Annotated in this window: 12 protein-coding genes, 3 tRNA genes and 1 pseudogene; 7 read left to right on the forward strand and 9 right to left on the reverse strand. The window is 67.9% G+C overall.

Going from position 1 to position 11908, the window contains the following annotated elements:
* Positions 1-80: 80 nt before the first annotated feature.
* A pseudogene (locus MF407_RS01720) lies at positions 81-963 on the forward strand (phosphoribosylaminoimidazolesuccinocarboxamide synthase).
* A gap of 3 nt (positions 964-966) precedes the next feature.
* Here the strand turns inward: MF407_RS01720 and MF407_RS01725 are convergent.
* On the reverse strand, positions 967-1779 hold the full coding sequence (locus MF407_RS01725; protein ID WP_239701023.1) for a fused MFS/spermidine synthase: 813 nt from the start codon (positions 1777-1779) through the stop codon (positions 967-969).
* 17 nt (positions 1780-1796) lie between these two features.
* Between MF407_RS01725 and MF407_RS01730 the strand changes: the two genes are divergently transcribed.
* Positions 1797-2174, forward strand: coding sequence for a sterol carrier family protein (locus MF407_RS01730; RefSeq protein ID WP_239701025.1), 378 nt, complete (start codon positions 1797-1799; stop codon positions 2172-2174).
* Between the two features lie 137 nt (positions 2175-2311).
* On the opposite strand, the gene MF407_RS01735 is transcribed toward MF407_RS01730, so the two are convergent.
* The gene (locus MF407_RS01735) at positions 2312-3703 is read right to left on the reverse strand and encodes a hypothetical protein (RefSeq protein ID WP_239701027.1); all 1392 of its coding nucleotides are present in this window, start codon (positions 3701-3703) and stop codon (positions 2312-2314) included.
* Positions 3704-4361: 658 nt separating this feature from the next.
* Here MF407_RS01735 and MF407_RS01740 point away from each other — a divergent pair.
* From MF407_RS01740 to purM, 3 genes are read left to right on the forward strand one after another with little or no spacing between them, the layout of a single operon-like run.
* Positions 4362-4697, forward strand: a complete 336-nt coding sequence (locus tag MF407_RS01740) for a hypothetical protein (RefSeq protein ID WP_129624647.1) — start codon at positions 4362-4364, stop codon at positions 4695-4697.
* 24 nt (positions 4698-4721) lie between these two features.
* On the forward strand, positions 4722-6335 hold the full coding sequence (gene purF, locus MF407_RS01745) for an amidophosphoribosyltransferase (protein WP_129624646.1): 1614 nt from the start codon (positions 4722-4724) through the stop codon (positions 6333-6335).
* A gap of 40 nt (positions 6336-6375) precedes the next feature.
* Positions 6376-7488 carry a phosphoribosylformylglycinamidine cyclo-ligase gene (purM, locus tag MF407_RS01750; protein WP_129624645.1) on the forward strand — a complete coding sequence of 371 codons (1113 nt, stop codon included), beginning with the start codon at positions 6376-6378 and terminating at the stop codon, positions 7486-7488.
* A gap of 130 nt (positions 7489-7618) precedes the next feature.
* On the opposite strand, the gene MF407_RS01755 is transcribed toward purM, so the two are convergent.
* The 6 genes from MF407_RS01755 to MF407_RS01780 form a co-directional block, all read right to left on the reverse strand.
* A complete protein-coding gene (locus tag MF407_RS01755; RefSeq protein ID WP_129624644.1) occupies positions 7619-7825 on the reverse strand; it encodes a DUF3073 domain-containing protein in 207 nt (68 codons plus the stop codon).
* Between the two features lie 146 nt (positions 7826-7971).
* On the reverse strand, positions 7972-8760 hold the full coding sequence (locus MF407_RS01760; RefSeq protein ID WP_129624643.1) for a copper resistance CopC family protein: 789 nt from the start codon (positions 8758-8760) through the stop codon (positions 7972-7974).
* Positions 8761-8872: 112 nt separating this feature from the next.
* Positions 8873-8945 (reverse strand) — tRNA-Phe (locus MF407_RS01765).
* A 63-nt stretch (positions 8946-9008) separates the two neighbouring features.
* Positions 9009-9085 (reverse strand) — tRNA-Asp (locus MF407_RS01770).
* A gap of 25 nt (positions 9086-9110) precedes the next feature.
* Positions 9111-9183 (reverse strand) — tRNA-Glu (locus tag MF407_RS01775).
* A gap of 132 nt (positions 9184-9315) precedes the next feature.
* Positions 9316-10350 carry a PHP domain-containing protein gene (locus MF407_RS01780; RefSeq protein WP_239701031.1) on the reverse strand — a complete coding sequence of 345 codons (1035 nt, stop codon included), beginning with the start codon at positions 10348-10350 and terminating at the stop codon, positions 9316-9318.
* Positions 10351-10393: 43 nt separating this feature from the next.
* Between MF407_RS01780 and MF407_RS01785 the strand changes: the two genes are divergently transcribed.
* On the forward strand, positions 10394-10531 hold the full coding sequence (locus MF407_RS01785) for a hypothetical protein (protein ID WP_239701033.1): 138 nt from the start codon (positions 10394-10396) through the stop codon (positions 10529-10531).
* Complete coding sequence (locus MF407_RS01790; protein WP_239701036.1) at positions 10528-10857, forward strand: hypothetical protein; 330 nt, start codon at positions 10528-10530, stop codon at positions 10855-10857. Before MF407_RS01785 ends, MF407_RS01790 begins: the two co-directional genes overlap by 4 nt.
* Here the strand turns inward: MF407_RS01790 and MF407_RS01795 are convergent, their stop codons facing one another.
* On the reverse strand, positions 10858-11907 hold the full coding sequence (locus tag MF407_RS01795; protein ID WP_239701038.1) for a hypothetical protein: 1050 nt from the start codon (positions 11905-11907) through the stop codon (positions 10858-10860).
* Position 11908: the final 1 nt, after the last annotated feature.

Here is an 11908-nt window from a genome sequence, read left to right on the forward strand (position 1 = left end):
TCCTTCCATCTTCACCCGCGGATTCGCAGATTTGGGAAGTCGGCGTCATCGGATTCGGTGGCCTCGGGAAGAATGTCGACATGAGTCTCGACCTGCCGGGATACGCCCACGCCTACTCGGGAAAGGTGCGCGATCTTTACACCCCCTTGTGGGTGACGTCGCCCGCGACGACCAGATCCTGCTGGTCGCCTCCGACCGCATCTCCGCCTACGACTTCGTTCTCGACTCCGTCATCCCCGACAAGGGAAAGGTGCTTACCCAGCTCTCGCTGTGGTGGTTCGAGCAGTTGGCCGATCTCGTGCCCAACCACGTGATTTCCACGGATGTGCCGGACGCCGTTGCCGGTCGGGCGGTGTTGGTGGAACGGCTGGAGATGGCGCCGGTCGAGTGCGTGGCTCGCGGTTACCTCACCGGGAGCGGACTGGCTGACTATCAGCGCGCCGGTGTGGTCTCCGGTGTCTCGTTGCCGGATGGATTGGTCGACGGATCGCGTCTGCCCGATCCCATCTTCACGCCCTCGACCAAGGCGCCCCTCGGTGAGCACGACGAGCCGATCTCCTACGACGAGGTCGTGGCCGAGGTCGGAGCGCCACTCGCTCAGCAGTTGCGGGACCTGACGATCGCGATCCTCAAGCGAGGCAACGAGATTGCGGAGAAGCGCGGGATCATCCTCGCCGACACCAAGGTCGAGTTCGGGCAGCGCCCGGACGGCACGTTGGTGCTCGCCGACGAGGTGCTGACGCCCGACTCCTCGCGCTTCTGGCCGGCGGACTCCTACGCGCCCGGGGGCCGCAGCCGTCCTATGACAAGCAGTTCGTCCGGGACTGGCTGACGTCACCGGCGAGTGGCTGGGACAAGAGTTCCGGCGAAGCGCCTCCGCCGTTGCCCGATGAGGTCGTCGACAAGACGCGTGCCAAGTACGTCGAGGCGTACGAGTCTCTCACCGGACGCCGATTCGACTGACGCTCAACGGAACCGGAGGGTGCCGCTCGTCTCGGGCGGTGGTGCTGGATCCTCGTCCGGGTCGGCGATCGGCTTCGCCGAGCGTGCCCAAGCCGCAGTCTCGCCGGCGCGGACGAAGGCTGTCGGGAAGTCGGACGCGGCAGCGCGGCGTCCGAGTGCGGCCTCGTCGAGCGTCGATGACGCGATCAGGACGTAGTTGCCGAAGCGTTTCTTCTTCATGACCTCGGTGGTGGTCAGGAGCGCCATCGTGTCGAAAGCCGTTGCGGCAGTAGCCAACACCCGCTTGAGGAAGGCGCGCTCCGGTCGGTCGGCGATGTTGAAGAGCAGGACACCGTTCGGTTTCAACACGTGCGAACACCGGTGCAGTGAGGCGGTCGTCACCAGGTCGCTGGGTATCCGGCCTTCGTCGAAAGCGTCGATGACGACGGCGTCCGCGCTCGCGTCGGCCAGCTGCTGCAGACCGGTCCAGCCGTCCGTCGGGCGCACCCGAATGCGGTGGCCGCGGGGGAGCGGCAACTTCTCGCGCACAGCCTGAGTGAGCTCGGCGTCCGGCTCGAGGACGATCTGCGGTGAACCCGGTCGGGTGTGCTGGACATACCTGGGCAGCGTGAGTGCTGCCCCGCCGACATGGGTCACAGCGAGCGGTCCGGCGGACAGTAGGTCGAGGACGCTCGCGAAGTGCTGGACGTACTCGAACGCCAGGAGTCCCGGGTCGCCGACATCGACGTAGGACTGCGGGTGCCCGTCACGCAGCACGGTGACACCACCGCGTTCGTCGTCTCGGAACTCGATGCGAGCGCTGTCGTCGGAGGGCACGGTGAGAGCCTAAGGCGGTGGCAGTGCGACGAATCGACCCGAGTGCAGGTAGGCAGGCCGTCCAGGACTGGTGTGCTGACCCGCAGGTGCCGCGTCCGACGCTCGCCACGGCGGTCCGTTACACGCTGGAGGAACTCGGTCTGCAGGCGCCGGGACGGTCGGTCGAGGTACGCGTCCCGCCGTTCGGTGCGGTGCAGGTGATCGAGGGAACGACGCACCGTCGGGGTACGCCGCCGAACGTCGTCGAGTTGTCCGCTGCGACTTGGCTGGCGTTGGTCGTCGGTGATCTGGCCTGGGCGGATGCCGAGGAGAGTGGCGACTTGCGTGCGTCAGGTGGGCGAGCGGATCTCTCTGCCTACTTGCCTTTGCTTCCGCGTCGACCGGTGCGTTCGTAGAGCCCGGACGCAGGCGCCTCCGCTTGTCGGAGCCCACGCACGCGGGGTGAGACGGGCGAGTTTTCGGCGCCAGATGTGCCGAACCCCGCCCGGGGTCGTGGGCGGGGCTCGATCAACAACTCGATCGACGAACGCGGTCAGCGCTTGGACGCGTCCCAGTGGCGGAAGCCCGCCGACGCCGCGATCTGCTCGTCCTTGAAGTAGACCTCGGCCTCGGTGTCGGCGTACGCCGGGGAGTCGGTCGTGTGGAAGAGCATCGAGTCGGCGTTGCCCTTGATCCAGCCGGTCGGGCCCGATCCGTCCTCCTCGGGCATCGCAGAACCCGGACCGAAGGGACCGTCGGCGGGACCGTCGGCAACCTCGGTCGACGCGGGGTCGGCCGGCGCCGCGGTATCGGAAGCAAAGACGCCGTCCGACGGCAGGTTGGGCTGCGCCGCGCGGGGAGTTCCCTGAATCTCACCGCTGCGCTGGTCATCCCGCATCGGGGCGACCTTGCCGCTCGGGTGCTGCTCCTCGAAATCCCCCAACGGCAGCGCGGGGGTCGACCATTCGCCGTCCCGCGACGCGGATGCATCTCCGGCCGGGTCATGGGGGTCGACGGCCGGTGTGGCACTCGTCGACGACCTTTGCTCGGCAGGTGCTTCTGTCGCGGGGTCAGCATCTTCGGCCGCCTTCGACTCGGCCGGTTCCGTCGGTTCCGCGCCCGCCTGAGCTGCCTTCGGCTCCTCGACAGAACCGTCTACTGTGGATGCTGCAGGTGCGTCGTCCAGGGGCGGGGGCGGGGTGGCCCAGTCGTCGCCGCCGGTCGCTGCGGGTGCCTCGGTCGAGGTGGGCTCAGCCTGCTCGGACTCCGCGGCGGGTTCGGTTTCGGACTCCGTCTTGGGTGCCTCAGCCGGTTCGTCCTTCGGCGCCTTGGCGGCACGTTCTTCCGTCGCGTGGCTCTCCTGTGTGGATGCTCCGGTGTCGGCCGGTTCGGCAGACTTCGCCGGCTCCGTCTTTTCGGCGGTAGCGGTTTCAGGTGCGTCGTCCAGGGGCGGGGGCGGGGTGGCCCAGTCGTCGCCACCGGTCGCAGCCGGCGCCTCGGCGGGCTTGGGCTCAGCCCGCTCGGACTCAGCCTGCTCGGACTCAGCCTTGGTTGCTTGGGCAGGTTCGGTCGCCTTCGGCTCCTCGACGGGTTCCGCAGTCGTTGCCGACGCGGTCGTCTCGGCGGCGGGGGCAGCAGGAGCGTCGTCGAGCGGCGGGGGAGGGGTGCCCCAGTCATCGCCACCGGACGCTGCCGGCGCCTCGGCCTGCTTCGGCTCATCGGCGGACTTGTCGGTCTTCGCCGCTTCGGTGGGAGCCTGGGCCGACGCATCGTCCAACGCGGGTGGTTCGGCGTCCCAGTCGTCTGCGCCCGATGCGGCGGCGGGGGCCGCCTTCGGTTCGTCGGTCTTCGAGGTCTTGTCCGCTGTGTCGTCGGTGACGGGCGCGGGTTCGGCGTTCCAATCATCACCGGACGTAGCAGCCGCCGCAGCAGGCTTGTCCTCCACGGCGGGAGGCTCGGCGTCCCAGTCGTCCCCCCGGATGTGGCAGGAGCCTCGGCCGGCTTCTCGTCGGCCACGGGCGCAGGGTCGGCGTCCCAATCGTCACCGCCGGACGAAGCAGCCTGCTCTGCCGGCTTCTCGTCGGCCACAGGCGCAGGGTCGGCGTCCCAGTCGTCGGCCGCACCAGCAGCGGGCTCGGCGGGTTCGGACTTCGTGGGCTCATCCTTCGTGGCGGCGTCGTCCTTCGCGTCCGACGTCGCAGCAGCGACCGCTCCGGTGGCGCCGACGGCTCCTGCGGTGGCGGTGCCTCCGGCAGCGTTCGAGGGACCGGAGTCCTTCGCCGGCTGCTCGGTCTTCGCCGTGGCTTTCTGCGGAGCCTCGCTCTTACCCGCCGTGACCTCCTCGGCGGGGGTCTGCTCGGTCTCTTCGACCTCGGGCTCAGGCGAGCCGACCTTCTTGTCGGAGTCGACACCATGGATACCGACCGACCCGCCGCGCTTGGGATCGCGCAGCACGATGATCGCCAGCTGGATGAGGATGATGATGACCAGGACGAGAATGACCCACTTCATGGGCACTCCTTCGCAGTGCAGAGAACGTGCAGGAACAGTGCAGGAACAAGACCTGTCGGCAACCCTAGCCACCGGTCGCATACCGTAGGCACGTGTCACAGCAAGTGCCCGACGAATCCGACGACGTCACCGACGTGACTGCCGGCCCGGGGGTCACCCACCAAGCAGCCAGGGAAACCTCCGACGAACCTACCGGTGAGTCACCCCAGCTGATCCCGGTGCGGCGTCGCCCGAACGTCCTGATGTTCGTCCTGACCGGGGTCGTGCTCGGAATCATCGCCGCGGTCGTCGTCGCGAACCTTCCTACCGACGATGCCAACTACTCGATGATGACCACCTTCGGTTACTTCGCGGCCATCTTCGGTCTCCTCGGCGCCATGCTCGGCGGCATCGTCGGCGTCCTGCTCGACCGCCGCGCCGGACGCTGAACACCTGCGTGGGAGGATCGTGACGTGGCTCGCTCCGACGGACGTCTCTCCCATGATCTGATCCCCGGCGAGAAGGGCCCGCAGGACGCCTGCGGAGTCTTCGGCGTCTGGGCCCCCGGCGAGGAAGTCGCCAAGCTCACGTACTTCGGTCTGTATGCATTGCAGCACCGCGGCCAGGAGTCGGCCGGCATCGCGACCAGCGACGGGCGCAGCATCCTGGTCTACAAGGACATGGGTCTGGTGTCCCAGGTCTTCGACGAGTCGAGCCTGGGCAGCCTGCGCGGTCACATCGCGATCGGCCACACCCGTTACTCCACGACCGGCGGCAGCACCTGGGAGAACGCCCAGCCGACGCTCGGCGGCCACGCCGGCGGCACGGTCGCCCTCGCCCACAACGGCAACCTGATCAACACCGTCGAACTGCGCGAGATGGTCGACAGCGAGCACGCAGGCCGCACCGTCCGCGGCGAGATCGCCCGCGGTAACACCTCCGACACCGCGTTGGTGACCACGCTGCTCGCCGCTGACGAGGACAAGTCGCTCGAGGAAGCCGCGCTCGACGTGCTCCCGAACCTCGAAGGTGCCTTTTGCTTCGTCTTCATGGACGAACACACCCTGTACGCCGCCCGTGACCCGTACGGCGTTCGTCCGCTCGCGCTCGGACGCCTCGAGCGCGGCTGGGTGGTCGCGTCCGAGACCGCGGCGCTGCAGACCGTCGGTGCGAGCGTCGTCCGCGAGGTCGAGCCCGGCGAACTCATCGCGATCGACGAGAACGGCCTGCGCAGCCACAAGTTCGCTGAACCAAAGCGCAAGGGATGCGTCTTCGAGTACGTCTACCTCGCCCGTCCCGACGCCGTGATCAGCGGACGCGTGGTGCACGAGGCCCGCGTGGAGATGGGGCGCCAGTTGGCCCGCGAGCACCCCGTCGAGGCCGACATGGTGATCGGAGTACCGGAGTCGGGAGTTCCGGCAGCCACGGGTTACGCCCAGGAGAGCGGAATCCTGTTCGGACAGGGGTTCGTCAAGAACGCCTACGTCGGCCGTACCTTCATCCAGCCGAGCCAGACCCTGCGTCAGCTCGGAATTCGGTTGAAGCTCAACCCTCTTGAGCACTCGATCCGCGGGAAGCGCATCGTCGTCATCGATGACTCCATCGTGCGCGGCAACACCCAGCGGGCGCAGATCAGGATGTTGCGCGAGGCCGGCGCCACAGAGGTCCACGTCCGGATCTCCAGCCCGCCGGTGCAGTGGCCGTGCTTCTACGGGATCGACTTCGCAACCCGCGCCGAACTCATCGCGACCGGGCTCGGCGTCGAGGAGATCCGGGCATCGATCGGTGCCGACTCGCTCGGCTACATCTCCACCGAGGGCATGATCGCCGCGACGAATCAGCCGCCTTCCCAGTTGTGCGCGGCCTGCTTCACCGGCGAGTACCCGATCGAACTGCCCGAGGACGGCCGCATCGGCAAGCACGTCCTGGAGACCCTGCCGATCGAGATCGCGTCCGGCCACGACCGCAGCATCACCCTCGCTCCCGAGGACCGCGGCGATCGTTCAAGCCGCTCCGGTGGTTCGGACGCCGAAGGTGTCGGCACCGGGGTCAGCGGCGGCGGGTCGGGCGCCCTCGACCACCCGTGAGCCGCACTCACCTCCCACTCAGCGCGAACGAGAGCAGACGATGAGCGACACCCCGATGACCTACGCCGACGCCGGCGTCGATGTCCATGCCGGTGACAAGGCGGTCGAACTGATGAAGGCGTCCGTGCGCCGCGCGCAGCGCCCGGAGGTACTGGGCGGACTCGGCGGCTTCGCGGGCCTGTTCGACGCCTCGATGCTCACCCGTATGCAGCGTCCGGTCCTCGCCACTTCCACCGACGGTGTCGGGACGAAGGTCGCGGTCGCCCAGGCGATGGACAAGCACGACACGATCGGTTTCGACCTGGTCGGCATGGTCGTCGACGACATCGTCGTATGTGGCGCCGAGCCGCTGTTCATGACCGACTACATCGCCACCGGCAAGGTCGTGCCCGAGCGCGTCGCCGCGATCGTCGGTGGCATCGCGGCCGCCTGTGAGCAAGCGGGTGTCGCCCTGGTGGGCGGCGAGACGGCAGAGCACCCGGGCCTGCTGGAGCCTGACGAGTACGACGTGGCCGGTGCGGCCACCGGCGTGGTCGAGTACGCCGACCTGTTGACCTCCGACCGTGTCCGGGTCGGCGACGTCGTCCTGGGCATCCCGTCGTCCGGACTGCATTCCAACGGACTGTCGCTGGTGCGCAAGGTCGTGGCCGGCGCGGGATGGGGGTGGGATCGTGAGGTGCCGGAGTTCGGTCGCACGCTCGGCGAGGAGGTGCTGACCCCGACCCGGGTCTATGCCGCCGACCTGCTGCGCCTGATCCGCACCGACGGCGTCGACATGCACGCGCTCTCGCACGTCACCGGAGGAGGCCTGGCGGCGAATGTCGCCCGCGTGTTGCCGCAGGGCGTCACCGCTGTCATGGACCGCTCCACCTGGACACCAGCACCCGTCTTCACCGTCATCGGCGAACTCGGTCGCGTGCCGCAGGCCGACCTCGAAGCGACCCTGAACATGGGGGTTGGGTTCGTCGCGGTGCTTCCACAGGAGTCGGTGGAGACCGCCCTGGAGGTGCTGGAGTCGGTCGACCTGCCGGCGTGGCAGATGGGAACGGTCATGTCCGCCGAAGACGCAGACACGACCCGCGGTGAGGTCATCACCGGCGCGAAGGGTGTGGACGCCGGTGGCGCCCAACTGATCGGCACCTACGCACGCTGAGCGGACGTCGAACGCACACTGACACCGCCTCGAAGCATTCTTCGAGACGGTCACCGGTGGTCGGGACAGATCACCTGTGCGAGGTCAGCGATGCGTACTGCTGGTCACCGAGAATTCGGTCACCGACGAATCAGCGGTTGTGGGAAGCCCAATCCGCGTAGTCGTCGTAATCGTCGTCATCACCCTTTTCGTCGTCTGCGGCGGAACTCTCCGCAGATCGGGTGGAAGACGAAGCGCGAAGTTCGCGCTCCAGAGCGGTGAGGTCGGTGTCGGGAGAGAAGTACTTCAACTCCCGGGCAACCTTCGTCTGCTTTGCTTTGGCCCGGCCGCGCCCCATGGCGAGACCCCCTCGTGTGTGTTGCCGGTGTGCCCGTAACGAAGAACCCTCGAGCCGAAGCCCGAGGATCGATCATCCGGAGACCCCGGGATCTTTGGTATCTGTCGTGGGGTCAACGGTACATCAGGGAACGACCCACCGATGCATCAGTCACGAGGATGCTCGTCCGAATGCTGGTCACGCGGTCCGGACTCGTCGTCATCGCCGGAATCGGGGGAGCTGGTGGAACCAGTGTCGGTGCCGGAATCCGCTTCTGCGCGGCCTGAATCAGCGATCTTCTCGTCGGGTTCGTTCGCCGCCTGGGTCGGGGAGGACTCATCAGCACTTGCTTCGTCGGTGCGCGTGTCGACGTCGTCGTCCTTGAGGCGTCCCTTGGTCAGGAAGGCGCCACCGGCGATCAGCAACAGGGCGAGGGCGGCAGCGGCGATGATCAGCGGTGCGTTGTTGTCGGTCTCGGACGTCGGCACCTCCTGGGCGGGCGGCGTCGGCTTCGAGGACGAAGGCGCGATCGTGGCCTCGGAACTGGCGTCGGCGCTGCGCGACGATGCGGCGGCGTCGGCGGGATCGCTCGCGCCCTCGACGGTGAAGTCGAACGTGCCCGAGATGGGGTGACCGTCGGACGAGACCACGCGCCAGACGACCCGGTAGCCACCGTTCGCGAGCGGCGTCTTCAGGTTCTGGGTCACGCGGGCACCGCTGACGGCCGGCGTTCCCTGCGCGACGGTGCCTGCGGGCCCGTCGACCCGGACCGCGGCGCCTGTGCCAAGTACAGCATTGTTGAAGACCAGCGAGACCGCGTCGATCGGTTCGGTGCGAGCGCCTGCCTTCGGGACCGAGTCGGTCAGCCTGTCATGAGCCATCGCCTGCCCCGGGTTGATCAGCAGCAGGGGCAATAGCAGCAGTGCGAAGGTGACTCGCGTCAGGATCCGGAGCATGGGTTCATTCTGCCCACCACAGGATTCGCGGCATGTTGCGGGTTCATCCGGCTCGCGCTGCCACTCAGCAGACGCAGAAACCCGCTGCCATGGGCAGCGGGTTTCATCGATGTGGCCAGAGACGGGGTCGAACCGCCGACCTAGCGATTTTCAGTCGCTCGCTCTACCAACTGAGCTATCTGGCCAACTCCGCCCGGTGAAAAAAGCCCCACCGAACCTTTCGGCTCGGCAGAGCCTCGTCACCGAACTGGCGACCCCGACGGGACTCGAACCCGCGACCTCCGCCGTGACAGGGCGGCGCGCTAACCAACTGCGCTACGGGGCCTTGCTGTTGCAAGACCTGACTTGCGTATCCCCAACGGGATTCGAACCCGTGCCGCCGCCGTGAAAGGGCGGTGTCCTAGGCCGCTAGACGATGGGGACCTGTCCTGGTCAGTTCCACCGCCGAGCGAACTCGGCTCGGATCCGTTGAGGACCTGCGCAACTATAGGGGAGTCTTCGGAGGATTTCCAAAACGACCCCGGACGCCGGCCGATTCGAACGCATTTGTGCAGGTCAGCGCCTCGCGGCCCACTCCACGAGCCGGTCACGTTCCCAGGTGTTCACGATGCGTTCGATCGGGATGTCGAACTCCTGCGCGCGGGCGCAGCCGAACTGCAACAGGTCGAGCTGACCGGGCGCGTGGGCGTCGCTGTCGATGCTGAACAGGCAGCCGGCATCCCGAGCCAGGACGATTAGGTCGTCGGGCGGGTCGCAACGCTCCGGGCGCGAATTGATCTCGACGGCGACATCGCTGTCAGCGCATGCCTCGAAGACTGCCTTCGCGTCGAAGCAGGACTGACCTCGCGTGCCACGTGAACCACCGGTGAGGCGTCCGGTGCAGTGCCCGAGGACGTTCGTGCGCGGGTTCTGGACGGCGGCGATCATCCGACGGGTCATCGGCGCGGACGCCATAGCAAGCTTGGAGTGCACGGACGCGACGCGCAGGTCGAGCTGATCGAGCATCTCCTCGGTCTGGTCGAGTCCGCCGTCATCGAGGATGTCGACCTCGATCCCCTTCAGCAGGGTGAACGAGTCGGCGAGGTGGGCGTTGATGCGGTCGACGAGTTGCAACTGCTCGGCCAGGCGCGCCGCGGACAGTCCGTTCGCCACTCGAAGTCGCGGCGAATGATCAGTCAGCACGAGGTACTCGTGTCCGAGTTCCATTGCGGTAGCGACCATTTCGGGAATCGGTGATCCGCCATCGCTCCAGTCGGAGTGGCTGTGGCAGTCGCCGCGCAGCGCGGCCCGCAGCTCTTCACCACCGTCCACCATCTTGTCCGGGTACTTCGCCTCGACGGTCGCCAGGTACTCCGGCCGCTCGCCCGCGAGCGCCTGCCGGATGACGGCTTCGGTCGACTTCCCGATCCCGGGAAGCTCGGCCAGGGTTCCGGCCTCCGCACGCTGTCGGAGTTCCTCGCGAGGCGTCGCCACCACCGTCGAAACCGCCTGACGGAAGGCCTTGACCCGGTAGGTGCCGGCTCGCGCACGCTCGAGCACGAAGGCGATCCGGCGTAGGGCGTCGACGGGTTCGATGACGGGTTCGGCCATACGGCGAGACTAAGGGGCGACGGGCGCCGCTATCGTCACCTGCGTGAGAGCCGGGCTATTCGTCGCACTGCTGGCCGTGTCGTTGGCCTGGATGCTGTGGGCCCAGGCGCGGATGCAGCACCGTGTCCTGTCGTTCCTGGTGGGGCGCGCGGGGGGAGTTCATCGCGCGGAGCACGGGTGACCCACCTGGTCCAGGCGGCCGCCGCGTTCATCGCCGTCCTGGTCCTTGCTGCAGCAGTGCTTGTCGAACTGCCCTGGAACGCGGTCTACCTGCGGGTGCCGCTCGCCGCGTCCGTCCTGCTGGTCTACGTGCCCTTCGCGGCCACTCTGGGGCGCACCAAACTGCGCAAGGTGCGCAGGACCGTCGAACAACGGATGAAAGAACTGGGCGCCCCGCCGGACGTCACAACTGCGATCGCCCGGGCGGGACGCCCGTGGAGCCTGTTCGGCTCGCTGGTCATGCTCGCGGCGGTGCTGATCCTGACCTGGCACCACCTGCGTAACTGACTAGCTCTTCTCGTCCTCCGTGGACAGGTCGGCGGGGTTGGGCTCGTCGACATCGTCGACGGTCGTCTCGGCCAGCTGCTGCTCGAACAACGAGGGACGGTGACCCGAGGCGTCCGAACCGTCGGTGGCGCCGTTGTTGCCCGTACCGAACGCGTCCGAGCCGTGGTCGGCGTGCTGGGTGGACGGCCCGTCCGAGTTGTCACCTGCGGCCCGGTTCGAGCCCTCGTCGCTGTTGTCCGTCGACGCGCCGCGGTTGTCGGTGACGTTCTTCCAGATGGGGGTGTCCTCGACGTCGCCGGCCGGGGCAGCACCGGGAGCGTCCGATGCGCCCTCCGCAGTGGCGGAACCGGCAGCCGGACGTGACGCTTCGGCACGTAGGGCGTCAGAGCCACCTGTGCCGGTGGCCTCGTTCGAGGCCTTGTCGCTTCTGTCCTGGCCGTTGTTCGTGCTCTGGTCGGCGCTGCCCACGGTGGACTTGTTGTCCGAGGATGCGGACGCCGTGGTCGCAGGAGCGAACGAGGAACGCGCGACGGCCGGCTTGGCGGTGCCGGCAGTGACCTGGCCGGCCGAACCCTGCTTGCCGGCCTGCTTCTCAGCCAGCTTGGACGCTGCCGTGTCGGCCGTACGCGCGGCCGCATCCTGGAAGGACTTGATCGCGAAGACCAGGCCCACGGCGGCGACGGCCATCCAGATGCGCGGGTGCCGCACACCCTTCTTCAGCAGGTAGTTCTCGGCCTTGGCGTCGAGCTTGAGCCCGATGCCGGAGCTCAGCAGGCTCAGACTGCCGGCGGCCGCAGCGATCGCGGAGCCGGAGGTGACGGCGACGTCACGCTTGGTGTGGACCGGCTTGAGGCCGAGCGCGTCGGAGTTCTCGGCGGCCTTGTCGGTCATGAACAGCGAGCCGGCCGTGCCTGCGGTGTTCGCGACCGTGAGGCCCCGACGGGCCCAGGTGGGGATCCTGGCCGGGCGGGCAAGAACGCCCAGACCGGCGACGGCGGCAGCGAGCAGATTCTGGGCTGCGGGGGAGCGGAGAGCGGAGTTGTTCGGCATG

It is taken from the genome of Yimella sp. NH-Cas1 (assembly GCF_022359705.1).
Classification (GTDB): domain Bacteria; phylum Actinomycetota; class Actinomycetes; order Actinomycetales; family Dermatophilaceae; genus Yimella; species Yimella lutea.